Below are 24,354 nucleotides of genomic sequence, written 5' to 3'. Positions count from 1 at the left end.
TTGTCGGGGCGGCCGCGGTGGCGCGGGTCGCGCCCGGCGACGTCGCCGCGCGGGTCCGCCAGGGCCGCGGGCATCATTGGACGAGGAACACATCCGCTCAACGGCGCCGGAGACACCGGTGACCCGCGAGGTACGGGCTGAGGAGGAACACGGTGGGGGAGAACGATCGGACCGGGCGGTGCGTGGTCGCGGTGGACGGGCCGTCCGGTTCGGGTAAGTCCACCGTCTCGCGGCGGCTCGCAGCCAGCCTCGGGGCCCGCTACCTCGACACCGGCGCGATGTACCGGGCCGTCACCTGGGCGGTGCTGCGCTCCGGAGTCGATCTGACCGACGCCGAATCGGTGGCCAAGGTCGCCGGTGAGGTCGACCTGCGCATCGGCACCGACCCCCAGGGGTACGGCGTGGTCGCTGACGGCGTCGACGTGGAGAAGGAGATCCGGGGTCCCGAGGTGACCGGTGCGGTCTCCGTCGTGGCCGCCGTGTCGGCCGTACGCGACCTGCTGGTCGGCCGGCAGCGGCAGATGATCGAGAACGCCGGCCGGATCGTGGTCGAGGGCCGTGACATCGGCTCGGTGGTGGCCCCGGACGCCGACCTGAAGGTCTACCTGACCGCCTCCGCGGCGGCCCGCGCCCAGCGGCGAAGCGCCGAGGACGCCAGCGATGTCGCCGCGACCGCCGTCGACCTGGCCCGCCGGGACAAGCTCGACTCGACCCGCCAGGTCAACCCGCTCCAGCAGGCCGCGGACGCGGTCGTGCTGGACACCACCGAGCTGGGCATCGACGAGGTCGTCGCCCGGCTCCGGGACCTGCTCACCGAGCGGGGCGTGGCGTGACCGAGACGAGTGACGGCTGGGTGGAGCTGCGCGATCCGGAGTTCGACGCCGGGGAGCAGTCCGGCCCGCAGCCGGTGGTGGCCGTGGTCGGCCGGCCCAACGTGGGCAAGTCGACGCTGGTCAACCGGATCATCGGCCGCCGACAGGCGGTCGTCGAGGACATCCCCGGGGTGACCCGCGACCGCGTCCCGTACGACGCGAACTGGAACGGGCGGGCGTTCACCGTGGTGGACACCGGCGGCTGGGAGCCCGACGCCAAGGACCGGGCCGCGGCGATCGCGGCGCAGGCCGAGGCGGCCGTCGCCACCGCCGACGTGGTGCTTTTCGTGGTCGACGCGATGGTCGGCTCGACCGACGTGGACGAAGCCGCGGTGAAGATGCTGCGCCGCAGCGCCAAGCCGGTGATCCTGGTGGCGAACAAGGCGGACAACGCCAATATCGAGATGGAGGCGACCGCGCTCTGGTCGCTCGGCCTCGGTGAGCCGTACCCGGTCTCCGCGCTGCACGGCCGCGGCTCCGGCGACCTGCTCGACGCCATCCTGGACGCCCTGCCCGAGGCCCCGAAGGTGGTGGAGCACCGCCCCCGCGGCCCGCGCCGGGTGGCCCTGGTGGGCCGGCCCAACGTCGGCAAGTCCAGCCTGCTCAACCGCTTCTCCGGCGAGGAACGGGCGGTGGTCGACTCGGTCGCCGGCACCACCGTTGACCCGGTCGACAGCCTGGTGGAGATCGGCGGGGAGACCTGGCAGCTGGTGGACACCGCGGGCCTGCGCAAGCGGGTCGGCAAGGCCAGCGGCACCGAGTACTACGCCAGCCTGCGCACCGCCTCGGCGATCGAGGCGGCCGAGGTGGCGGTGGTGCTGCTCGACGCCGGCGAGGTCATCAGCGAGCAGGACCAGCGGATCCTCTCCATGGTCGTGGAGGCCGGTCGGGGCCTGGTCATCGCGTTCAACAAGTGGGACCTGGTCGACGCCGACCGCCGGTACTACCTGGACAAGGAGATCGACCGGGAGCTGCGCCGCATCCCCTGGGCGATCCGGCTCAACCTGTCGGCGAAGACCGGTCGGGCGGTCGACAAGCTCGCCCCGGCCCTGCGCAAGGCCCTGGCAAGCTGGGAGACGCGGATCCCCACCGCGCAGCTCAACCAGTGGCTCACCGCCCTGGTGCAGGCCACCCCGCACCCGGTGCGCGGTGGTCGGGCGCCGCGCATCCTGTTTGCCACCCAGGCCGGGGTGGCCCCGCCGCGCTTCGTGCTGTTCACCACCGGCCCGCTGGACGCCGGCTACCAGCGCTTCGTCGAGCGCAAGCTCCGTGAGGAGTTCGGCTACGAGGGCACCCCGATCGACATCTCGGTACGCCCGCGCAAGAAGCTCGGCCCGGGCGGCCGCGGCAAGGCCCACGGCTGACAGTCCCCGCCTCCCTGAGGCGCCGGGCGGAGCCCAAACTCCACCCGGCGCCTCTTTCCTAGGACGCTCTAGGGGGAGTGGCGTGGGCCCGCGTGGCACGGGAGGGGCCTGTGCGCGCGGTGCGAAGATCCTGCGCTAAGCTGTACCGGCTGCCGCAGGGGAGACCAGGCGGGGGCATCGGGACGTGGCGCAGTTTGGTAGCGCACTTGACTGGGGGTCAAGGGGTCGTCGGTTCAAATCCGGCCGTCCCGACAGCACGCAAAAAGGCCGCTGACGAGGGCGTACGCCCAGGTCAGCGGCCTTTCTCTTGTGCTGAAACAGTCAAGAGTCTGCGATCTAGACCGCGCGTAGCTGGGGACCACTTGGGGACCGGCGGGCCTTCAGATGGGCGCTGAGTGCCGCTCCCGCGTCCGTGATCGACTGCCGGTCCGGGTGCAGGTATCGCTGGGTTGTGGTCAGCGATCCGTGGCCGGCGATCTTCCGTAGGACGTGGACCGGCACGCCTGCGTCTGCCATCCAGGTCAGCCCGGTATGCCGTAGGTCGTGCCGGCGTAGATGCTCGTAGCCGAGCTTCGTGACCACCTCATCCCAGTGCGTCGCGTCGCGCAGCACGGCTGTGCTGATCCGGCCGCCGCGCGGCCCGGTGAACAGCCGTGACTCGGGCGTGGCCACCGCGTCCAGGCGGTGCGCTACGATCAGCCTTACCTCTTCGATCAGCGGCACCGAGCGTGCCCGCTTTCCCTTGGTGCCCTTGTCGACCAGGCCACCGGGACTGGGTGTGGTCTGCCGGCGTACCGTCCACATCCAGGATTCCCGGTCGATGTCCTCGGCTCGTACGCCTGAGACTTCCCCGATTCGCGCCGCTGTGCAGGCTGCGAATATCACCACGTCGGCCCACCCGGTGAAGCCGTTCGCGGACCGCTCGACCAGCACGCCGGCAAGCGTGGTCAGCGATTCCCAGTCAGGCAGCGCCAGCGAGCGGGGATCGTCCAATTCGTCTGCGGCTCGCTGGTACTCGCGTTGCCACCCGGTGACCTGCGCCGGGTTGCGCTGGATGATGCCATCGCGTACGGCCTGCTGCATCACGCGGACCAGCACGGCAAGGCTGTTCTTCACCGTGGATCGGCTGCATTCGTCGGCAATCCAGGAATGAACAGCCCGGTCAACCGCGCCGTTGGTAATCATGCGAACGGGAATGTGACCGAGCGTCGGAACAACGCGCTTGCGCCAACCCGCCAGGTAGGGATCAAGCGTCTTGCGCTCCAGGCCGCGCAGGGCCAGCGTCATCACGCTCTCGCCGTACTCCGTCAGGCGCTTGGTCGCGGCGAGCGGGTCAACGCCGCCCTGCGCCGCACTGACCATTCCGTCAATCCACGCCTGCGCCTCTTCCGGTGTGGCGACAGTCCTGGACTTGGACAGCCGCCGCTTGCTCGTCGGGTCGACCCATCGGACCCGTGCCCTGTAGGGACGGTCACGGCCCGGCCGGAACTCAATATCAGTGGCCAGATGAACGCCGATTGGTGGTTGCTGAGGCGCTGCCATCATGCCGCCAGCGGGCAGACGCGCCGGGCGGACAGCCAACGCTCCACATCGGCCGTCGCGTACTTCACCACCCGATCCGAGATCTGGATGAACGGCGGGCCTTGGAAGGGCGGCGCCGTGCGCCAGCGCCGGATGGTCGAGGGGTCTACGTCGAGCAGCTCGGCAAGCTCCTCGGTGGACATGAACGGCCTGGGGGAGAGGCGGATGACATTGTCTCCTTCCTGGGTGGCGGTCGCGTCTGCTGGCTGATTCTGCGGCACGAGTCGCACGGTGAGCGCCTTTCCGGGTGCGGGCGGGTCCTGTGCTGAGTGGCGGGGTGGCGCTCTCAGTGGGCGTCTAAACGGCCCGCTGAGAGCGCCGTAGAGCCAAGATCTTCGGGTTTCGAGGGTGATGGGTAGGGTCTGGGCTGAAACGCAGCACATCGCCCCTGTTTCAGCCGATCTGACCCTGCGGCGGCGGCTGAGCGGGTGTCACCGAGATTCGGCAGCGTTTCCGCAGGTCAGCGCCGGTTGGGTGACTACGGTGACTCGGGTGACACCGGAGACAGCTAGGCGGGTAGCCGGTAGCGGCCTCCCGGTTCGCAGGCGACCTGGCCAGCGTCGAGCATCCGGCCGCAGGTCTTCTTGACGTTGTCCACGCCCAACCCGGTGCCCTCGGCTATGGCCTTCGGCGTACTGCCAGGGAAGGCGCGTAGCCACCGCAGGATGGCGGCGCGGGTGTCGCTGACTTCGTGCTCTGCGACGGGACCGTCGAGCATGGTCCACGCCCCGGCGGCCGGGTCGAACGCCAGCGCGTATTCCGACTCGTCCACGTCGCGGCCGGTCACGTGCAGCACCCCATCGGCCGACCCGCGCGGCCGGCGCAGCACGAGGGTGGCGTCAGCGGCACCGGCCAGACCGTTTGTGCCGGACACGGCTTCCAGGAAGTCATCCGACCCGGCCTTTCGGACGTGATGCACGAGCACCACCGCCACGCCGTAGGCGTCGGCAACCTTCTTCGCTCGGCCAACGGCGGCGTAGTCGGCGTCGTAGGCGGACATGCCGGGGGCGGAGGTGCCGCGCAGCTTGGCGAACACGTCGATGATGACCATGCGGGCGTCGCGGTTGCGGTCCAGCCACGCGGCGATGGCCTCGTCCCCGCCCTGCGGCAGCGGCGGGCACGCGGTGGCCAGGGTCAGCCCGGCCGGCGCGGACCGTCCGGCGAGGATCTTCCCCATGCGGGACTGCAACCGGCGCGGGGTGTCCTCCAACGCGAGGTAGAGCACCGGACCCGGTTCGGTGGCGATGCTGCCGAACGCCTTGCCGCCCTCGGCGACGATTAGGCCGAGGCCGAGGGACAACCACGACTTGCCCACCTTCGGTGGTCCGGCGAGCAGGTTCACGCCCTCGGACAGCACCCCGGGAACGGCCCACCGGGGCGGCGGGAACTCCATCGCCATCAGGTCGGCGGCGGTCCACGAGGTACGGATACGCCCCGGCTCCCGGCGGACGGGGGAGATGACTTCGGCGGCGGTGTCGTCGCCAGGCTGCACCACGCGCAGGTCGGGCCGCTCGCCTCGGTGCTGCTGTTCCTCTCGGCGTGGTTGCTCGTGGTCGGAGATGACCATGTCGTCACCTGCTCTCGTGGTGGTCGAGGATGATGCGGCCGATGCGTTCGCCGACGTCGGGGAGGACGGCGTTGCCGAGGGCGGTAACTCGGTCCACCCGGCCGGGAAGCCCATCAACCACTCGACCCACTCGGGGTTCAGCGGGCCACCGGCTCGCTCGGACAGGGGCCGTCCGGGCAGGTTCCAGCCAGCGCCGCGCCGGCCGTCCCTCGCTGTCGGCGTGGGCCAGGACGAACAGCCTTGGTCGTGGGTGTGGGGCGCCCACCTCGCAAGCTCGGATAATGCCGGCACGGGCGGTGTATCCGAGTCGTCGAAGGTCTCGCAGGACGTACCGGAGTCCCCGGGTCCGATGGCCGAGGACGTTCTCTCCGATGACGTAGCGGGGACGCAGTTCGGCGATGACTTCGGCCATGGCCGGCCAGAGCCAGCGCGGATCGTCGGTGCCGAGCCGGGGCCCGGCCAGCGAGTCGGGCTGGCAGGGGTAGCCACCGGCGACGACATCGAGGCGAGGCCGAGGCCCTGAACGCCACCAGGCGGCGGCGGTGCGGACGTCGTCATGGGCGGGCACCTCCGGCCAGTGCTTCTGCAGGACGGCTCGGCAGAATGGGTTGATCTCGACGTGACCGACGATCCGCATCCCGGCGCGTTGCAGGCCGAGGGACAGCCCGCCGATACCGGCGAACAGCTCCAACACGTTCAGCGGCACAGTCACGCGGCCACGCTCCGGGGACGGCGCGCTCCGGCGCGCAGCCCGGACGCGATCGTGCGGGCCGTCTCTACCGGCCGCAGCCCGGCCGTGTAGGCGGCGTCGGTGAGCACGGCGGTGGCGTCGTCCTCGGCGAGCGCGCCACCGGCCACGAGCTGCCCGAGGGCAACCGCGGAACGGTAGAGCGCGTGATTGCGCCCGCCGGGTGCGGCGTCGGTGACCTCGGCGACCTGGGCGCAGACCGCGGCGTCGACGTAGGCGGCGCGGCGGCCGGTGCCGAGATCGACCACCACCGGCCGCTGCGGCGGCAACGGTGCGGGTACCAGCAGCTCGGCGAGCCATCCGAGCAGCGGGGCCGGGTCGGTGTCGAGGTCGACCACGTACGGCCGGCCGGCGACCGTGGAGCCGGCGGCGACGACGTAGCCGCCGTAGGCGCGGGTGTCGACCATCGGGCCGAGGGCGCCGGCGGTGTTGCGCAGCGCTGCCCCGTCGTCAGGGTGACGGTAGTAGAGGTGGGTGCCGCCTCGACCGGTGGTCACGGTGTATGTCGGCGCGATGCCGGCCCCGTGCTCGGCGGCCAGCTCGGCGAGCACGGTCAGTCCGTCACGTCCGCCTGCCTCGGCTGGGGTCTTCGGCGTGTCGAGGTCGACCACCACGAGGCGGGACGGCCCGCAGGCGATGCCGATGCCATAGGGGCGGGCCGACCACGCCCGGCGGATGCGGTCGGGGTCGGTGGTGGCGCGGGGCTCCCACCCGAGGTGATGTCCTGCGTTTCGGCAGCGCGGGTCGCGTCCGGTGCAGTCGTCCGCGCTGTGGTCGGGGAAGGCGGGTCGTTTGTCGTCGGGGCGTAGCGGGAAGATGTGCCATCCGCGTTTGGCATGGGTGAGCGCGGCGGTGAGCAGGTCAGTCACGGGTATCTCCTAGGCGGGTCGGCGGTGGGCGCGGGCGGCGCACCCTCGGTGTTGCTGGTGTCGGCGAGCGGGTGGGTCCGGTCGGCGGTGGTGGTGGCGACGGTCAGTCGCAGGTAGAGCCGGTAGCGGCCGGAGTCGGCCCCGGTCAGCGGGTGCCGGGTGCCGGGCTGGGCGAGGTGCCCTGCGGCGGTCAGCGCGGCGGCGGCAGCGTCCAGCTCGGCTGGGGTGCCGGTCAGCCAGACTTCAAGGCCGGACAGACGCGGGCGGGGCATCAGGCAGCCCGCCTCGGACGGGGATGGGCGGCGATGGCGGCGCGGGTGACGGCCTCGCGCACGTCGCCGAGCAGCCCCACCAACTGGCGGCGCGCGGCCGGGTCTCCGGCGGCGAGCCCGACCCTGACGCGGACCTCGGCGTGCTCCTGCCCGGCGTCGGTTCGGACCCGGACCAGGACGGCACGGCCGTGGCCGGGCAAGTCGACCACGATCTCTTCGGAGCGGTGCTCGCCGAGGTTGCAGCGGTGGTCTCGGCCGCACCAGTCGGTGTGCCCGTCCCGGTCGGTGCGGCGGTTCATCACTTGGCCGCCTGGTACTCGTCTTTGATGTGGTTGATGGCGTGCCGGCCGGGGCGCAGTCGTAGGCCGGTGCCGGCGCAGCGGCGGCATTCGCGGCCGCTGCGGCTGAGTGGGGAGCGTTTGCGGCCGGTGCTGTTGCAGGTGCGGCAGCGTCCGAATGGCGCGACCACGCACACGGCGAGGTAACCGAGCGTGAGCAGGGCGAGGGCGAGGCAGGGGGCGGTGGCTAGCAGGGTGCGGGGGGTCATGACAGCCTCCAGGGCCGGTTTCTGGGTGTGTTCGGGGGAGGCCGCTAGGTTCCTAGCGTCCTGATCAGGGTTCGGATGGCGTCCTAGGGGTGGTCCTAGGTCTAGGAGCCTTCTGGTCCTAGACCTAGGACCAATCCACGGTTAGCTCGCCTCCCGTTTCCGGTTACGCTCCGCAATGGCGGCGATGATGGTGGCGCGTTCGAAACCGCCCCGGTTGGCGCCCTTGCCGGTGTCCGGGTCGGTGCCCCACGTCTGGCCGACCTTGACCCCGTAGGGCTTGAGGGCGATGGTCACCCGCTCGGCGTCCCACCCCTGGTAGACGTCGGGCCGCAGCTCGGCGAGCCGTGCTGCGACGGTGCGGCACCACACCTTGGCCTCGCTGGCGGGTACCACGGCGGCGATGTCCTCCAGGAGGTTGAACGTGATGGTCGGGGTGGTGGTGGGCTGTCCGCCGAGGGCGTGGCCGGTGAGCCGGCCGGCTGCTTCGCGTGCGGTGCGGGCGCGGGCGGCGATCCGCTCTGCGAGGGGGCCGTCGATGTTGACGGTGGTGGTGATCCGGGCGTCGGCTCCCTCGCCGACGAAGTAGCCGGTGCCCTTGTCGGTCCAGGCGAACATGGTGGCCCGGATGCCCTGCTTGTACTGCGAGGTGCCGAGCACCATGTCGTTCTCGGTCTGCCCCATGACCTTGAGGCAGAACCGGGTGGACGCGTTCGCCGAGATCCCGGTGGGGAGGCTCTTGGCGTCGGGCCGCTGGGTGGCGAAGACGGGGATGATCCCGAGTGCCGGGCCGCGTTTGACGAGGTCGGTGCTGATGGCTTCGAGTTCTTTGCCGTATTCGGGGTGCTCGAACCACTTTTGGCACTCGTCCACCCCGATCACGAGGGGGTGCAGGCCGAGGGACTTCTTGGAGGCCAGTTCGGGGGTGACCTTGTTTTCCGGGCAGAGGTCGCGGGGGAGGTCGCGGATCACCTTGGCGCGGCGGCGTAGCTCGTCGCGTAGCTCCCGCATGCCGGCCACGGCGTATTCGATGTCTTCGTCTTCTTCCCCGGCGCGGTAGCGGTGGGCGACCTGCTCCAAGGCGGACAGGTCGCCGGTGCCCTTGAGGTCGTAGGCGTGGATCTCCGCACGCGGGTCGAGGGCGGCGATGAGCAGCACTTCCCGCAGGGTGAAGGTCTTGCCCATGCGGGGGATGGAGCCGATGACCATCGCCATGAACATCAACGTGAGTTCGACCCACCGGCCGCGCGGGTCGGTGCCGAACGGCTGCGGCCGGAACAGGTCCACGGTGCCGGCCTTGAGCAGCGGCCACACAGGCTTACGCGCCTTGGACATGTCCTGATCGCCGACCCACAGCACGAGGCGGCCGGGATGCACGTCGGGCTGCCCCTCCGGCCATACGCAGCCGAGGGGGCGGGACAGGCCGGCGGCGAGCTTCTCCCGCTTCTCGATGACTTCGGTGGCGGTGACGCCGTTGGGTAGCTCCACGTCGGCGCGCCAGCCGGGGCCGTCGCGGGTGATCGGGGCGGGGAACCAGTCCTTGCCCCGGTCGCCCTTGGCGAGTGCTTGGTTGATGCCGGTGATGCCGAGGTTGCCCAGCGCCCGCACCACCACATCCGAGGTCAGCTTCTGCACCTTCGGCACCATCACAGCGGTGTCCAACAGCGGCTTGTCCGCCGGGCGACCCAGTACGCCGAGGCCGGCCAGCAGCGCGGCGAGGGTGGCATAGCGGGCGCCGGCCGGGGCGAGGGCGTACGCGATCCCGAGTGCCGGGAGCACGCCGAGGACCACGGCGGCGGTGACGAACCCGCGCCACCGAACGCGCTGGTCACGCAGCTTCGACACCTTCAGGTACAGCTCGGCGTCGCCCTTGTCCGCCATCACCTGGCGCACGTGCTCGCCTTGCAGGTCGAACAGCCACCGACCCCACCCGGTCAGCAGCCGGCCCGCGCCGCGCGGTGCCCGCCACGCCAGCTTGCCGGCGTACTTCGGGCTGCGGGTCAGGTGGTAGGCACCGGCGTGGAACAGGTGCCCGACCGTCCAGCGGGCGGCGTCGCGCAGTTCGGCGCGGGAGCGCAGCCAGGCCGGCACGATCGGCCGACGCTTCGCGTCCTGCAAGGCGGCAACGGTGAACCGCGGGGACCGCTGCGCCTCGGGCGAGTCGACCAACCGCCCGGGGGTGTCGGCCGTGTCGTCGGGGGCAGCGGATGCCTGCCGGCGGGACCGGGCGGCGTCCAGGTCCACCACCTCGGCGTCGGGAGAGTTCAGGTCACGCTCGGCGGCATGCCAGTCGAAACGGTCGTCATCTCGGGGGGACGTCATGATGGGGGTTCCTCCAACGGTCGTCAGATCGGTAGGGGGACCGGCGGCACAGCGGGTTTCCTAGGCCGTGTGCTGTGCCGCCGGGCGGAACTAGTCGTGGGTGCGGACCAGGTGGGCGAGCGCGGCGCCCATGCCAAGCACCGCCACCGGCAGGCAGGCCACGGCGGTGGTGATCCACCACGGGGCCGAGGTCACGCCGGCCGCTTCCAACAGGTGGTAGGCGATCTGGCCGAGCGCGCCGACCAGCAGCGAGGCGATGGCCGACCACTTGGCGAAGCGGCGTGCCCGGTCCGGCACCCGGCCGGACAGCCACACGTAGAGGGCGTACGCGCCGTATGTCTCCACCCCGATCGGCAGGGTGATGGCCGAGTTGATGGAGAAGCTGTCCCAGATCCCCGGCAGCGGGTGGACCACGCCGAACCCGGTGAGTCCGCCGAGTCCGACCCACCCGGACCAGATCGCCACGAACGCCGGCAGAGCCAGCAGCACCACCGGCCAGACTGCCGCCGGGCGGGCCGGCTCGGGCGGGGTGGGCGTGTCCGGGTGACCGACCGGCGTGGCCTCGGCCGGCGGCTCGGCGGGCGTGATCTCCACCGGCTCGGCGGCCGGCGGCGCAGGCTCGGGTACGACCGGCACCGGGTTTGGGTCCGGGGCGGGCGGCTCGGCGGTGTCGGTAGCCGGCTCGGCGTGCTCGGCCTTGAGCCGGGCGAGCAGGTCGTCAGCCTTCGGAGCGCCGATGCGGAACTCACGCATCAGCCGGTTCCGCGACGGGAACGTCTGCCCCTCGGGCAGGTCCAGGTCGCGGGCGGCGGGCAACAGGGTCTCGATGGGTTGCGGGTAGCGGGTGCCGTTGATGGTGGGGGCAGTCATGCTGCGGCCTCCTGCGGGAAGGCGCACGCGAGGCATTCGCCCAGCGAGCGCGGGATGTAGTAGGGCCGGACCGTGCCGCAGGTCGGGCAGGTCCGGCGGGCCGTGAGCGCCTTGCCGATGGCGGCGCGTTGGGCGGGGGTGGCGGTGCGCTTGGGTTGGGCCAGGTCCAGCCGGTAGAGGTAGGCGGCGCGGGTGCCGCCGACGCCGGACCAGAGCACCTGAGCGGCGACCGGTTGACCGCCGGGACGTAGGCCGGCGGAACGAAGTTGTCGGCGGGTGGCGTAGCCGGGCGGGGCACCTCGCCACCAGTAGGTGGGGATGCCGTACCGCGCCCCGTCCGGATCGTGAAAGGCGGCGCGGATGCGGGACATCAGGCCACGCGGCGCGGGTCGATGGTGCGGTCGGCCACGTCGACAGCGGCGCGGATGACGCGGGTGGCGGCCCGGCGCACCCTGCGTCGGTCCAGGTCGGTCGGGCCGCCGTGGTCCTCGGCGTAGAGCATGGCGATCTCGGCGTCCAACAGGTCCAGCTCGGCCGCGATCAGCGGCCACTCGCGGTCGATGGCCGCCAAGTCGGCGGCGGTCGGCTCGGCGGTGACGAGGGCGAGACGCTTCCTCACGGGAAACCTCCGGTAGTCGATGCGGTGGGGGAGCGCGGCGGTACGGACCAGGACAGCCCGCGCCGCCGCGCCAACTTGGGAGATGAGCTGCACGGACCTCGGCCGTGCGTGGCCACCTTTTCCGGGGAGGTGACAGCCCTTGTGTTGTCAATGAACGGGTGCGCGGTGGTCCGTAGGCGCGCAGCGCCGCGAAGCGCTGCCTTCCCCGGCTTCCGCCCGGCTGACTAGCGGGTCGAATACAACTCGACGTTGTATTCATTGATGTGGACGCTACAGCGCGACGTTGTATTCGCGCAAGGCATGAACCTTGATCAGCACGGCGTGTTGGGTGGCGGGTGGCGTACCCTCGCTGGTGATGTCTGAGACGACGGGTGAGCTACCGACTGACTGGTGGACGACTGCCGACGTACTGGCGTTCCTGAAGGCGGCGGGAGCGCCGGTAAGCCGTGCTACCTGGGCGGCCTACGTGTCCCGAGGGCAGGCTCCCGCTCCTGACCGCATGTTCGGTCGGTCGCCGGTTTGGCGGCCGGCGGCGGTCCGGGAGTGGCAGGCTTCCCGGCCGCGCAGGGGTTCCGTCGAGGTCTGAACCTGCCGTAGTGACCTCGGCCGTCTTGGCGAGTCCAGTTCGTTTCCATGGGTTCTAGTCAACGCGAGTAGCCGCTGACTTCCCATGAACTGCATGGAACTGGCGATGCATGGCCATGGAACTCGGACGGCAACCGCCGATCGACGTACACCGCTAGACTCCCCGGAAACACAGCCTGCGGGGGAGGTGGGCGCATGCACGTCGTTGCCACATGGACGGGGCAGAGCGCGCGGGCACTCCGGCTGGCGCTGCGGATGACGTTCGACGACTTCGCCGCACACCTGGGCGTGTCCACCCGGGGCGTGACGAAGTGGGAGGCGCAGCCGGACGCGGAATTGGCAATGCGTACCCAGCAGCTCCTTGACGTGGCGTTGAAGCGCGCGGATGACGACGCGCTGGCGCGGTTCGCGCAGTTCCTTCGAGAGCCTGCGCGGCCTGCCCCCGAGCCACCGACCGAGACGCCAACCGTCCCGGTGCTGCCGCCGAGAGCCGTTCCGGCCCGCCGAGTGACGCCAGACCTGCTCCGGTTCCTCCGCCGTTCGCTCCGCGACCACTACACGGCAGACAACCTGCTCGGTCCACGCGCCCTGCTCCCGGCCATCACGGCTCACGCTGACACCATCGAGCAGATGGCGCGAGACGCGTCCGGCCAGTCGCTGGATGACTTGTTGCGGGTGGGTGCTGGGTACGCCGAGTTTGCGGGCTGGCTCCACCAAGACGCGGGTGACACGGAGGGCGCCACCGCGTGGTATCGCCGCGCGCTGGAGTGGGCCGAGGCTGGCCAGGACGATCGGATGGCTGCCTTCGTCCTGACTCGCCGTGCCGTTCAAGCCATCAGCGCCCGTAACGGCGCCCACGCCGCACGGCTGGCCGGCGCCGCCCAACGGGATCGGGGACCGGAAACGCTGCGGATACGCGCCATCGCTGCTCAGACAGAGGCCCTCGGGTATGCGGTCCATGGTGAAGGCGGGGAGGCGGATCGCGCCCTGGACCTGGCCGAGAGGCTGCTTGATGACGGCGGTGCAGACGCGCCGTTGGAAGGCGACCCGTCCGACGGGCGGTACTGCGACCTGCGGCTGTACCTGGCCATTTCCCGGGCCAAGTGTCACCTGGAACTCGGCCGCGCCTCGGCCGCCGTGTCGGCCTTCACGACGGTGCTCGACACGCTTCCGCCGGACTACCATCGCGACCGTGGCCAGTACCTCTCTCGCCTTGCTCAGGCCTACGTGCTCGCAGGTAGCCCGGAGGAGGCCTGCGCGTGCGCTGAAGAGTCCTTCGCCATCGCGGTCACGACCGGATCGTCCCGCACCCTTAACGACCTGCGGAATCTGCTCGGTCAGCTACGGCCCTGGGCGTCATTCCCAGCCGTAGCGAAGCTGCGCGACCTGCTGACCACTGCTGCCTGACCAGAGAGGCCATCACCGTTGTTCTCGCTCGCAACCGACGCCGCGCCCGGCCGCCCCAACGAGGATTTCGTGATCGCCGCTGCCGACCTGGCGGTGGTCGTGGACGGGGCTGGTATCCCGTTCGGTGGCTGCCACCACGGCGTGGCGTGGTACGCGCGCCAGCTCGGCGTCCGAACCATGGCCGCGCTGGTCACCTCACCGGATGTGCCACTCGCGGATGGCTTGGCCGAGGGAATCGCCGCCGTGGCTGCTCTGCACACTGACACCTGCGACCTGACCAACCCGGGCACACCCTGTGCTGCGGTCGGCATTCTGCGTGTGGGACCCGATCGGGTCGACGCTCTGGCACTGTCCGACGTGAGCGTGGTGGTCGACCTCGACACCGGCCCGGAGGTTACGTGCGACCTGTCCATCGAGGAGATCAGCGGGACCGAGCCGGCCGCGGTCGCGGGCATGCGGTTCGGTACGCCCGAACACGCCGCCGCGTTGGCCGCGCTGGTCGCGCGGCAGACCGCGACCCGGAACCGTCTCGATGGGTGGTGGGTGGCGGCTGCCGACCCGACCGCAGCCCAGTACGCACGCACCGCCAGCTTCCCGGCTGACGCCATGCGGCGGGCCGCTGCGTTCTCGGATGGGGCTACCCGGCCTGTCGACCAGATGCAGATCTTCGGCTGGCCGGAGTACCTCGACCTGCTCGACAAGGTCGGGCCAGCAGGCCTGATTGGACACGCCCGGTCCATCGAGTCGGACGACCCATGTGGGGACCGGTATCCACGGACCAAGCGCCACGATGACGCTTCGCTGGCCCAGTTCTTGCCGGAGTAGTGGCTGTCACCCCTGTCACCGGTGTCACCCGATGGCGGCCGAGCTGCCGAAACCGGAGCCGGCGGGTGACACCTCGGTGACACCCTTGCTGCCTAAAAGCATCAGAGCGCTGGCAGGGCGGCGTGGGTCAAGCGGACGACCAGGACCTGGAATACCAGGAGGCTTCTCCGACCTCTGACCCTCCTTAGAGGTCAGGCGCAGATCAGCTTGGCGGGGAACCACAAGGGCTACCAGCCTCCCCCGGGGAAACGAGGTGGAGCGTCTCACTGGCCGCACGACCTCGGCCCGGTCCGGGGGAGGCGGGACGGTCTCGCGTCCCCACCAGACGATCTCCACGTAGGACGCCGAGCTACCCGAAGATCGGTACAGAGGCCCCGATCGGAAGGTCGCCACCTTGGCGGTGGCTCAGCTATGGTCTGGGCCAGGGCGCAGGTAACGGTGATGGGGAGCCAGGGTTGAGCCAGCAGCGACGACGGGCTCGGCGCTCGGACACCGAGGCCGCACTTGTTGGTGGAATCGCCGACGGAGCGATTCGAGGCGTGGAAGCCGGTGAAGCCGAACTTCTGCCCTCGGATTCCACTTCTAACACTGAACGGCCGGGGGCTGCGCTCGACCGCATTGTCGGCAACCTTGTTAATGCCGGGGTGACGACCTGGATCACTACTGCGACCGGGTCCGCAGAATCCGGCGCTGCGCTTGGAGGAATGGCAGGACCTCTGGCTGAGGAGCTTTCCTTCGCGGCACGCAGGGCATTGTCTTTTCAGCAAGCGCGGGGGCAGTCGATGATAGAAAAGGCGGCAGCCGCAGTTAGCGAGCCAACCGACGCCGTCCTCGCCGCACTATTGGAAAGCCCTGCGAAGGTTGAGTTGCTGGTTCGCTCGCTTGAGGCGTCGGCGCACGCCACAACTGAAGCCAAGCTGGACCTTATTGCGCAACTATTAGCGACAGGCGCCCTGACCCAGGACCAAGCAGTTGTTGACGAACAACTACTCGCGCTAGACGTGATCCGAGACCTGGAGACGCCGCACTTCCGGCTAATGTTGGTCATTCAGGGGCGCAGCCCGGTCTGGTGGGATACCCACGAGGATCGGATAACCCTACGACACGCGTGGCCAGAGGAGCGAATTGTAGAGCGAGATCCCGGCCTGCGAAATGCGCTTACGGCCCTGACGGCGAAGCTGCAAAGCTTGGGATTGGCGCGAGAAGTAGGCACGAGATCAGGTAAGGAAATCCTTTGGGAGCTCACTCCGTTTGGATCGGTCTGCATTGAGGCAATGAACGAGCGCTCACGGGCTATTGTCAATGACTCAGAGGTAGGAGGCAAGGACCTGTGATCGAGGATCAGGACCAGGGGACCGCGGATGCAGATAAGCGGACCGAAGCCAAGGAAGACGGCCGCACGGAGCGGCGCCGCCGAGGGGTAAACCTCGTAATTACCTCCCCTGCAAGAATTTTCCTGGACGACCTCGACAAAAGCCGCCGCCTCGTGGAGATTGCAGAGGAAGACAAGGAGAAAGGGCGGTCCTCCCTCACGAGGCGCCCTGCGAGCAAGCTCAAGGTAAGCGATCGCGTCGCGATCGAGCTGCAGGTCACAACCTTGGCAAAGAGCCGATCTCGAAGGTTCTCCGCCAAGATGAGCGAGTCGAGTGGACCTGATGACACCAAGTCGCCTAATCAAGAAAATTCGGCGGAGTCGGCATCCATCTATCCCATTGCCTTTGAGCAGCGATTCAGCGTTGCTGCAATGTACGCAGAGGAGGTCGAGAAGTCAATCTGGGACGACATTCGTCAACTATACGAAAGCGACGAGAACAAGTTCGCATTCGCCGCCGCTTACTACACCTCGCTCAGTCGACCCGACTTGACTGAAATCCTCGCCACGTCGCTACTCTCCAGCGCAATCCATGCGTTCGAGGCTTATCTTGGCGCCTTGGTCAGGACCGCCCTAACCGTGGCTGGGCCGAATAGCCTAGGCGATCTGCCCAATCTCCCATTCGACATTTACCAGCGATACGGAAAGAATGTCCAGAGCAATGATGTAGAAAGGTGGGCAATCGACCGGCGTGTCGAAGACTTCGTACGAGGCGGGTATCCCGAGTGGAGGGAAACCTTCCATAGGTGGTCTGGGTTTGACTTGGACTCGAATGGCGGGGACTGGAAGGTTATTCGGGAGGCAATAGCACGGAAAAAGACGTATGAACGTGGAACGGGCGGAAGGATTGACCCGGAGTATCTGAAATCCATCGACGATTCCCAAGCGGAGGGCTTGCATCCATGGGGCGACCTGAGGACAAGCCCGAAATACTTCCGATCACTGGCGGACGAGTTGGAACTCGCGTCCATATGCACCGGACTTCGGTGGACCCAGCACTTCTTCCCCCATCCTAATGCGGACATATCGCTGCACCTTGAGAGAGGTGTCGAGTTGGAGAGAAGAGGCCTCTGGCGGAGCGCGATGACTGTGTTCGACGCCTTGCTAGACACGTTCGTTCACTCCGACCACGAAAGTTACGGCATCACCAAAATCAACCAATGGCTATGCCGGCAAGAACTCGGCCTGGAAGACGACGCCACTCGTCGCGCGATCGATTCATTCAAGCCGAGCAATGCTTATATCCGGATCGGCCATTCTGCTCTGAGGCGCGAGTGGACCGAGTTGGTTGATGCTGTCAAGGAATACAACTCTCAGACAGGCGGCGGAACTGACCTCTATTGGATGAATCGTATGCCGCTCCTTGCTCGGGCAATGCGAGAAAATCCGTCGCTGAAGATTGCCCTCGGGGTCGCCCCGAGCCTCGGAACAACAGGTGGACGGCGGTCTCGAAAGCGACGGCGTAGGTGAGGCTCTCAAAGTGACGACGCCAACTCGGGTGGCCACCAAGGGCTCGAACGGTGACGCAGTTTCTGCCTTGACTTGGCCACCATATTCTCGTCGACCGGTGATCTTTGGCCTTCCATACTGACGGTGCGACGCAACCAACTGGTCCCGGCCGTGCCCCTAGCGTGCCCGGTGCGGCGAGAGGTGAGGGCGAAAGGTGGTCAGGCGTTCGGCGCGGCGGCCGATGCGACGGCGCAGGGCGAGCCAGGCCATGGCTGCACCCTTGTCGATCAGGTCCATCTCTCCAGGTGGCGCGTTGCGGTCGGCAACGGCGCCTGCGCTGGGGACCAGGTGGGGACCACACGGTGTGCGCGATGGTGGCCGGCACGCCGTCGACTGCACGGCCTGATCTTGGGGATAGCGTGCGTGACGTGCGTGGACGTGTGGCGAATCGTCTTGGGGGTCAAGGGGTCGTCGGTTCAAATCCGGCCGTCCCGACAGTATGAGATAGCAGGTCAGAGGGCTGGTCCGAAGCATCGGGCCGGCCTTTCTGGTTTCCTGGGGACCACGCTGGTCAAGTACGGCGTCCGGTAGCGCTCCTTGACCGTTGGTCAAGCCATGTGGCCAGCCCCTGCAAACCAGTGGTCAAAACCAGTGGTCTGTCCCCGTTCAAAGTTTCTGTACGTCTTCAAGGCGGCCCACCGGAGGAGAGGCTGCCGCCCCTCACTCGTAGTTCGCTCTTTGCACTTCGTGAGTTCCTGGCGCGTTCATGAGAAGTGACACGAGATCTTCGAGGATAATGAGGTCGCAGTGTCGGGCGCCGGAATCAGGATCTTGAAGAACGTGGGTCACTCCATGATATTCACGCTGGGATACGTTTTCCGGAAGTAAGAGGGAAGTGACTGCGAATCTTTCCCGCCACTGCTCGCCCATTCTCCATGCCACGCACAGATCAATGTCTTTGAGATTCTTTTCCTGTGCATCTAGGTCGTTGAGGAGACCGTCGACGGTGTATTTGTATTCCAAGACCTTAGGCTGAGTGATCTTTCCGTGAAGTCCATCGAGCACCTGTCCGTCGATGCCTAGCGGGTTGCTCTCCTCATCGAACTCAAGTAACTCGCGTTCGTGCTGAAAGTTGATCCGGAAGAGGCTGTCGTACTTGAATCGCTCGTTCGTTGACATGATAGATAGGCCGCGCACCACCCCGCCGGAAATGATCTCATGAAACAGGGCGATGACATCTTGTTCACGCGTAGGGGTGGACGTAATGCTTATCCGCTTCGTTGGGGCGAAGAAGTGATTAGAAGAAAGAAGGAGGGGCGAAGTTGTTTCGTGTTTGATCATCTCCTCCTTCCAATCGTCAAGCTTGAGCTCCCGATCTAGATCAGGCGCGATACCAGAGTCACGCTTCATGCTTGAGCGCAGCCGCGTGATTGGCCCTTGGACAATGGCGACGGCGACATCGGTGGCGAAATCGACAAGCGGTTTGGCGAAGCCCTTTCTGCCAAGGTCCGGGGTGTAGTTCTGAAAGTGGATGAGGAGGTGGACCTGATTTTGTCGACCGGTATACCTGGTTAATGGAACCTGAATGACGTCGCCCTGCGGCATCCCGTTCGCAGCAAGCTGAATTCCTGCCCTCAAGACCTGCATGTTGCCTCGGACGCCCAACTTCTCGTTGAATACCTTCCAGAGCTTGGTTGTGTAGCCATACTCAACCCGTATGCTCGGCTTGTGTGTTTCAATGATCTCTTGGTGCTCTATAAACACGTCGGGGGTCAAGATCTTTTTGCAGTCGATTGGACCATACTCGTCAAATATGAAGTCAAGCTGCCGGTAGGCGTTCGGCAACGGCTTTGAAGGCCCATACCTCTCGAAGAATTCAGACGCCTTCTGCTCTACTTCTCTGATGCGAGCGGATTTGCTTTTCTCCTCGTGTAGCCAGAGATAGGAAATGCTGTCAGTGGTTGCCGTCGAGATTTCCCCTCCGGCGATGCAAACCACTTCGACTCTCTTGTCCGGCGCCGGTTCTACAGAGCCGATCCCAGTCTTCACTCTTAGGATGGTAAGCCATGTTTCGGCATCCCTTGCGGATAGCCAACCCAGTTTCCTTGGCTGCGTGTGCCCGTCGAACCGAACGGTTACAGAGGTGCCTCGATCCATCTCGTCGAATTTGTCGTCGATGTCGGGACTTGGATCGGGTTCAACGAGCGGAGCATCGCTGTCGCCCGGCCCTTTCAGCCACGCACGGCCGCCTAGAATTCGCCCGCAAGATTCGTTCCCGGGTCCTCTGGTGTGCACTCGAAGATAATTGAACCCATAGGCAAGATATGTCGCTCCGACACCTTTATGACCACGGGATGTGGCTTCCTCCTTGAATGAAAAGTTCGGTGCCAGGAAGCGCTGAAACTCTTCATAATTCATGCCGCATCCGTTGTCGGAGACTGTCAGTTGATTCTCGTCCAGATCAACAATGACGCGCAGCTGTTGTGAATAGTTGCCGCTTGTTCCCGCCAGTTCTTCGTCGCGTGCCCGCTTCTCCAGGGCGTCTAGCCCGTTTTGAACTAGCTCGCAGAAAGGGTCGTACCATCCGACGTATGAGCTTAGGATGTTCTCGATCTCGCGCCTCAAGGCCCGCCGTGCAGCGAGGCTGTTCTCTAGCTTGCCCTTTACTTCTAGTGGATCAAAGGCGGCGAAGGACTGATTCACGTCCACAGTGTAGGTCACGACTGTAGGATAGTGGTGCCGTCGATGCGCATGCATCAGACGGTCGGGGACGCGCGTTGGTCAACACGCCGCATCGCGGGAACGTCGCGCGGCACGCCGGATCGAGCGTGACGTGCAGGAATGCGTGACCCAACGCCCTGGGGTCAAGGACGAGTCAGCACCGGCTCACGCGGTCCCAACAGCACGGACGATGCCCCTCCGGTCACCCTCGGCGCAGCAATACGCTGATAGCAGCGAGAACGACCACTTCCTAAACCGCATGCTGCGGTCGCCATGGGTGTCAGCGCCCCGGGGACCAGGTGGGGACCACACGGCATGCGCGATGGTGGCCGGCATGCCGTCGACTACACGGCTTGATCTTGGGGATAGCGGGCGTGACGTGCGTGGTCGTGTGGCGGATCGTCCTGGGGGTCATCAGCGTTTCACTCGGGGATACCTGCCGAATCATGCGGCTTTCGCATCAAGGCGGCCCGGGAAGCGGCCGCGCCGGCCCGGCCCCGGCCTGCTGGCGACGTCCGGCCGGCATCGGCCGCGCCGGCCGCGCTGGGGAGGACCCGAAGGAGAAGCGCTGAGCTGGGACGATCTCCATCGGGGTTGCTCTTCGTCGACGGTGGGGCGATCGCTGCCTTGCAGCGGAGCCGCTCGCCACCGAATCACACGGGCACTCTCCGCCGTTCGATGACGACGAGGACCAGGGCGTGACCCGTCGCCCGCCCGCTCGATCCTCTACCCCAGCCGGCTGGCGTCAAGGGCGCTACGCGTCGGCACGCCGATGGCCTACGGCCACCCTTGACCCCAGCCGGGTCCCGCAGTCCTGGCACCTATCCAGGGAGCGGCAGCAGTGTGGCTACGAGGTGGATCGGCACGTTCTCAGTTGAGCTGCGGAGGGGGTGGCGGTGGTGGCTCGTAGGGGAGGAGTCAACACCGTCTCGTGTGGCGGCACAGGTTTGGCAAGTTGACGTCGGGATGCCACGCGTCCGACCTTGTAGAACTCGTCCCGGGATCGATCGGGTCGAGGTTGGCGACGGTCAGCTTGATCGGGGTACCCAGCGTCATGTGCGCGCCGGGACCTGGCTTCTGAGCGACGACCGAACCCGGCTTTTCTTTGCCGCGAGGGTCCCGCCATGTGAACGAAATGTAGGGATAGACCGCCTCTGTGGCGCCGGACGCGCTGTCTATCCACATCGATCCACGCAGGTCGGGCATTGGCTTGGAGAAGAACGCAATCTCCCCCCTTGTTGCCTCCGAGATCTTCACCGTGCTGCCTCGGGCAACCTTCGTGCCAGCGGCAGGGGCCACTCCCACGACGACCGCATCGCTGGTCCAGTCGCTCCCCCCGAAAGCATTGGTTGCAGATGCTACGAGGCCAACCGCCTCTAGCTGGTCGTAGACGGTGTCCATGGTGTCGCCAAGTAGATCGGGCACCACGGTGAGCCCATCTTGCTGCTTTCCCGACGTTGACGGCCCGAGGCTGCCGCAACCAACAAGCGTCATGAGCAGAACGACAGCGCTACAAGCCCGACGGATCGAGGAACCCTTCATGAGCCGGAGGGTAGCGGAGCAACCGGTAGGGCGCTCCACCTTGCCCCCGCGGGGAGGCTGGACGGTCTGGCGACTGCCCGACGAGGAGATCCGCCGTCATCGCTGTTGTACTGCCTGACGCACTATTCAGCGTCAAACTATGGCTTACTGGCGGCCCAGTGTTTGACCCATCCCGCGAATCCGGCGTCACCAGTCGTGAACCCGAACTCTGCTCTGAAGGGATGGCGCCTTCGCCGCTGATGTTCCAGACCTGCCCTCGATGCGGGCCGGTCACGATGAGGTGCCAATACATGCCGCATCCGTCGGTACCCAACACGATTGACCCGTCGTTGAAGACCTGCTCGATGAGCGGAACGATCTCCTCTTCCGGCCTCGGGTCGTCTTCCCACAACCAGGAGGAGGTCAACGGGAAGGGTCGGTTTAGCATGCGTTCCGGCCGGTCGTCGCCCCAGTCATCGGGCAGCTCTGTCAACCCAACAAGCCCGTAGTCCGGCGGTCCGGAGTGTGAACCGTCGGTGATCTCCGCGACGAACGTTCGATAGGGCTCGGGCAAGACGATGCCATGGTCCGCCTCGAAGGCGCGCACGGCATCCCAGCCCAGCGCGGACTCACCACCGTCATCGACATGGAAAGCCTCGCGGAGCGCAGCGAGGTCTTCAGGGGCAGCACGATCGGTGTCCATGAGGCCATGAATATCATCGCCCTCTGTCAGCGCAGACAGGAAGCACCTGCAGCCTGCGGTTGCGTCCCGCATCCAGTCCGCATCCAGTCCACAAGAGGTCGGCGGACAGCGGGGGAGTGGTGTGAGATGTTGAGAGGCGTTTTCGCTGCTAGACGCCCAGGTACCTACGTCGACGGCACGGGCAACTTGATCTCGTAATCCATCAGTCGCCGTGTCAGCGATCCGGCAAGGCGTACCAGCGGTTGACCTGCACCTCTCGCAGTTCGCCCAGGCTCGAAAGGTAGGAGCACGCCGTACGCAGCTCCTCGACCGTGGGGCAGGCGTCCGACTGTTCGTCGAGGAACCATTTGATTCGCCAGGCGTCGAATGCCTCGACACCGTCGACCAGGTCGACGTCGACCTCCCGGCCTCGCTGATCGGTCATCCGACAGCCAGCGCCGTGAATCGAGTACTCGATACCGGTGCTCGACTTGCCCTCCCGAGGCAGTGTTCGCGTATGCCTCACTGCCACCATCAGGTCCAAGACACAGCCGAAATCCGGGTAGGCGTCGAGCAAGCACGACCGAATGCGCTCCAGAGCGACGGCGTAGCGCCGTACTGCCCCGATCGCTAACTCGGCGTCCTTGTTCACATGATCAGTATGCCCGTCCGACAGTCCGCAGCCGTGCCCGTCCCGTGCCCGATGGGACGGACGCCGAGGGTCAACAGCGGTCAGGTTCACCAGACGGCAGTAAGGATGGCCGGCAGGTCAAGCCAGGCCGTGGACAGGCCACCCGGGCTGGCATCGACACTTCCTAAACCGCGTGCTGCGGTCGCCAGGCGTGTCAGCGCTCTGGGGACCAGGTGGGGACCACACGGTATGCGCGATGGTGGCCGGCATGCCGTCGACTGCACGGCCTGAGCTCGGGCAGAGCGTGTTTGACGTGCGGGAACGCTTAGCGAATCGTCCTGGGGGTCAAGGGGTCGTCGGTTCAAATCCGGCCGTCCCGACAGCGAGAGGGTTTCCGCAGGTCAGCGACTTGCGGGAACCCTCTTTTCATTGCTTGGCATGGATGCCTGGTCTAGCACGCCGCTGTTGGACTCCTTGACTCGGGCAGGTTGTCATGCCACTTCTCGATCTTCAGAAGCTCACCGTCGGACTGTCCCGGACGTGGGCCGGGTTCCTTCGGGACTGGGACCGGTCGCTGCGGGCCGGGAACTACCCGGAGACGACCCGGTACAACTATCTCCTTGCTGCTGCTCAGTTGGGCCGGTATCTGGGGGAGTCATCCCCGGATCCGGACGCCGATGATGCGGCTGATGACCCGTGTGCGGTGACCCGGGCGGCACGTGGAGGCGTTCCAGGCGTGGATGATCGACACTAGGTCGGCGTCGACGGCGCTGAACAAGCACAAGGGACTGCAGCAGTTCTTCAAGTGGCTGCTCGTCGACGAGCAGGCCATCGACCGGTCGCCGATGGAACGGGTTCGGCAGCCGAAGACACCCCGGAAGCTGATCCCGGTTCTGCGCGACGAGGACACCAGCAAGCTCCTCGACGCGTGCAAGGGCAAGGGCTTCGCCAACCTGCGCGACGAGGCGCTGATTCGGTTGTACTGCAACACCGGTGCCCGGCTGTCCGAGGTGGGCAACCTCCTCGTGGCCGATGTCGACCTGAACACCGAGTCGGTGCACTTCCACGGCAAGGGTGCCAAGGAGCGACGGGTCCGGTTCGGGCCCAAGACCGCGCGGGCGCTGAGCCGCTATCTGAGGGCCCGGGACAAGCACAAGGGCGCCGCATTGCCTCAGCTGTGGCTGGCCGAGCGCGGCGTGGCCCCCTTGACCCCGAACGGCATTAAGATACGGCTCAAGCGGCTCGGTCAGGCAGCCGGCGTGCCGGACCTGCACGCACACCGGTGGCGCCACACCTTCGCCCACGAGTGGAAGCGCGCCGGGGAGACACCGGCGATCTCATGCTGCTGCTCGGCTGGACATCCGAGGACATGCCCCGGCACTACGGCGCCAGCGCCGCCGCAGAGCGGGCGCAGGAGACGCAGGCACGGCTGGGCATCGGCGAACGAGCCGCAACGCTAGCCGTCCATGCGCCTCAGCCACATCAGGGTCGTCACGCTCAGTGACTAGTGTCGGCCCGCCCGGCATCCGGATC

General features: G+C 67.1%; 22 protein-coding genes, 1 tRNA gene and 1 pseudogene. 8 read left to right on the top strand and 16 right to left on the bottom strand.

The genetic code is table 11. The features are described from left to right. Positions 1 to 152 precede the first annotated feature (152 nt). The 3 genes from cmk to ACNAVT_RS28785 all read left to right on the top strand — a co-directional run bounded on the left by cmk (position 153) and on the right by ACNAVT_RS28785 (position 2,488). Positions 153 to 833, top strand: a complete 681-nt coding sequence (gene cmk / locus ACNAVT_RS28795) for a (d)CMP kinase (RefSeq protein ID WP_416300752.1) — start codon at positions 153 to 155, stop codon at positions 831 to 833. Beyond that, the gene (gene der / locus ACNAVT_RS28790) at positions 830 to 2,236 is read left to right on the top strand and encodes a ribosome biogenesis GTPase Der (RefSeq protein ID WP_416300750.1); all 1,407 of its coding nucleotides are present in this window, start codon (positions 830 to 832) and stop codon (positions 2,234 to 2,236) included. The genes cmk and der overlap by 4 nt, the downstream gene beginning before the upstream one ends. Positions 2,237 to 2,414: 178 nt before the next feature. After that, positions 2,415 to 2,488, top strand: a tRNA-Pro gene (locus ACNAVT_RS28785). Positions 2,489 to 2,572: 84 nt separating this feature from the next. Here ACNAVT_RS28785 and ACNAVT_RS28780 read toward each other — a convergent pair. From ACNAVT_RS28780 to ACNAVT_RS28725, 12 genes and pseudogenes are all read right to left on the bottom strand, one after another. Further along, complete coding sequence (locus ACNAVT_RS28780; RefSeq protein ID WP_416300794.1) at positions 2,573 to 3,778, bottom strand: site-specific integrase; 1,206 nt, start codon at positions 3,776 to 3,778, stop codon at positions 2,573 to 2,575. Further along, positions 3,778 to 3,960, bottom strand: coding sequence for a helix-turn-helix transcriptional regulator (locus ACNAVT_RS28775; RefSeq protein ID WP_416300792.1), 183 nt, complete (start codon positions 3,958 to 3,960; stop codon positions 3,778 to 3,780). The genes ACNAVT_RS28780 and ACNAVT_RS28775 overlap by 1 nt, the downstream gene beginning before the upstream one ends. A 288-nt stretch (positions 3,961 to 4,248) precedes the next feature. After that, positions 4,249 to 5,384, bottom strand: a pseudogene (locus ACNAVT_RS28770) (AAA family ATPase). 4 nt (positions 5,385 to 5,388) lie between these two features. Beyond that, positions 5,389 to 6,096 carry a DNA cytosine methyltransferase gene (locus ACNAVT_RS28765; protein ID WP_416300748.1) on the bottom strand — a complete coding sequence of 236 codons (708 nt, stop codon included), beginning with the start codon at positions 6,094 to 6,096 and terminating at the stop codon, positions 5,389 to 5,391. Continuing rightward, positions 6,093 to 7,001, bottom strand: coding sequence for a bifunctional DNA primase/polymerase (locus ACNAVT_RS28760; RefSeq protein ID WP_416300746.1), 909 nt, complete (start codon positions 6,999 to 7,001; stop codon positions 6,093 to 6,095). The genes ACNAVT_RS28765 and ACNAVT_RS28760 overlap by 4 nt, the downstream gene beginning before the upstream one ends. Further along, on the bottom strand, positions 6,998 to 7,273 hold the full coding sequence (locus tag ACNAVT_RS28755) for a hypothetical protein (RefSeq protein ID WP_416300745.1): 276 nt from the start codon (positions 7,271 to 7,273) through the stop codon (positions 6,998 to 7,000). The genes ACNAVT_RS28760 and ACNAVT_RS28755 overlap by 4 nt, the downstream gene beginning before the upstream one ends. Then, entirely contained in the window at positions 7,273 to 7,572 is a 300-nt protein-coding gene (locus ACNAVT_RS28750; RefSeq protein ID WP_416300743.1) for a hypothetical protein, read from the bottom strand. The genes ACNAVT_RS28755 and ACNAVT_RS28750 overlap by 1 nt, the downstream gene beginning before the upstream one ends. Then, positions 7,572 to 7,820, bottom strand: a complete 249-nt coding sequence (locus ACNAVT_RS28745) for a hypothetical protein (RefSeq protein WP_416300741.1) — start codon at positions 7,818 to 7,820, stop codon at positions 7,572 to 7,574. Before ACNAVT_RS28745 ends, ACNAVT_RS28750 begins: the two co-directional genes overlap by 1 nt. Before the next feature lie 141 nt (positions 7,821 to 7,961). Beyond that, a complete protein-coding gene (locus ACNAVT_RS28740) occupies positions 7,962 to 10,139 on the bottom strand; it encodes a cell division protein FtsK (protein WP_416300739.1) in 2,178 nt (725 codons plus the stop codon). Positions 10,140 to 10,229: 90 nt separating this feature from the next. After that, entirely contained in the window at positions 10,230 to 11,009 is a 780-nt protein-coding gene (locus ACNAVT_RS28735) for an ABC transporter permease (RefSeq protein ID WP_416300737.1), read from the bottom strand. After that, the gene (locus ACNAVT_RS28730; RefSeq protein WP_416300736.1) at positions 11,006 to 11,380 is read right to left on the bottom strand and encodes an RRQRL motif-containing zinc-binding protein; all 375 of its coding nucleotides are present in this window, start codon (positions 11,378 to 11,380) and stop codon (positions 11,006 to 11,008) included. The genes ACNAVT_RS28735 and ACNAVT_RS28730 overlap by 4 nt, the downstream gene beginning before the upstream one ends. After that, complete coding sequence (locus tag ACNAVT_RS28725; RefSeq protein ID WP_416300734.1) at positions 11,380 to 11,628, bottom strand: DUF6284 family protein; 249 nt, start codon at positions 11,626 to 11,628, stop codon at positions 11,380 to 11,382. Before ACNAVT_RS28725 ends, ACNAVT_RS28730 begins: the two co-directional genes overlap by 1 nt. Before the next feature lie 780 nt (positions 11,629 to 12,408). Here ACNAVT_RS28725 and ACNAVT_RS28720 point away from each other — a divergent pair. The 4 genes from ACNAVT_RS28720 to ACNAVT_RS28705 all read left to right on the top strand — a co-directional run bounded on the left by ACNAVT_RS28720 (position 12,409) and on the right by ACNAVT_RS28705 (position 17,287). Next, complete coding sequence (locus ACNAVT_RS28720) at positions 12,409 to 13,620, top strand: hypothetical protein (protein ID WP_416300732.1); 1,212 nt, start codon at positions 12,409 to 12,411, stop codon at positions 13,618 to 13,620. Between the two features lie 177 nt (positions 13,621 to 13,797). After that, the gene (locus tag ACNAVT_RS28715; RefSeq protein WP_416300730.1) at positions 13,798 to 14,445 is read left to right on the top strand and encodes a hypothetical protein; all 648 of its coding nucleotides are present in this window, start codon (positions 13,798 to 13,800) and stop codon (positions 14,443 to 14,445) included. 455 nt (positions 14,446 to 14,900) lie between these two features. Further along, complete coding sequence (locus tag ACNAVT_RS28710; protein WP_416300728.1) at positions 14,901 to 15,779, top strand: hypothetical protein; 879 nt, start codon at positions 14,901 to 14,903, stop codon at positions 15,777 to 15,779. Continuing rightward, on the top strand, positions 15,776 to 17,287 hold the full coding sequence (locus ACNAVT_RS28705) for a hypothetical protein (protein WP_416300726.1): 1,512 nt from the start codon (positions 15,776 to 15,778) through the stop codon (positions 17,285 to 17,287). The genes ACNAVT_RS28710 and ACNAVT_RS28705 overlap by 4 nt, the downstream gene beginning before the upstream one ends. Before the next feature lie 699 nt (positions 17,288 to 17,986). Here the strand turns inward: ACNAVT_RS28705 and ACNAVT_RS28700 are convergent. The 4 genes from ACNAVT_RS28700 to ACNAVT_RS28685 form a co-directional block, all read right to left on the bottom strand. Further along, entirely contained in the window at positions 17,987 to 19,987 is a 2,001-nt protein-coding gene (locus ACNAVT_RS28700) for a hypothetical protein (RefSeq protein WP_416300725.1), read from the bottom strand. A gap of 918 nt (positions 19,988 to 20,905) precedes the next feature. Continuing rightward, positions 20,906 to 21,529: a PASTA domain-containing protein gene (locus tag ACNAVT_RS28695; RefSeq protein WP_416300723.1), complete on the bottom strand. Its 624-nt coding sequence runs from the start codon at positions 21,527 to 21,529 to the stop codon at positions 20,906 to 20,908. Then, positions 21,498 to 22,211 carry an SMI1/KNR4 family protein gene (locus ACNAVT_RS28690; RefSeq protein ID WP_416300721.1) on the bottom strand — a complete coding sequence of 238 codons (714 nt, stop codon included), beginning with the start codon at positions 22,209 to 22,211 and terminating at the stop codon, positions 21,498 to 21,500. Before ACNAVT_RS28690 ends, ACNAVT_RS28695 begins: the two co-directional genes overlap by 32 nt. Before the next feature lie 214 nt (positions 22,212 to 22,425). Continuing rightward, positions 22,426 to 22,842 carry a DUF6896 domain-containing protein gene (locus tag ACNAVT_RS28685; RefSeq protein WP_416300720.1) on the bottom strand — a complete coding sequence of 139 codons (417 nt, stop codon included), beginning with the start codon at positions 22,840 to 22,842 and terminating at the stop codon, positions 22,426 to 22,428. Positions 22,843 to 23,540: 698 nt separating this feature from the next. Between ACNAVT_RS28685 and ACNAVT_RS28680 the strand changes: the two genes are divergently transcribed. Continuing rightward, on the top strand, positions 23,541 to 24,281 hold the full coding sequence (locus tag ACNAVT_RS28680; protein ID WP_416300718.1) for a tyrosine-type recombinase/integrase: 741 nt from the start codon (positions 23,541 to 23,543) through the stop codon (positions 24,279 to 24,281). Positions 24,282 to 24,354: the final 73 nt, after the last annotated feature.

The organism is Micromonospora sp. SL4-19, from assembly GCF_047921475.1.
In the GTDB taxonomy this organism is placed as follows: Bacteria; Actinomycetota; Actinomycetes; order Mycobacteriales; family Micromonosporaceae; genus Micromonospora.
Note: the sequence above shows the minus strand (reverse complement) of the source record. Positions and strands in the feature narration are given on the sequence as shown.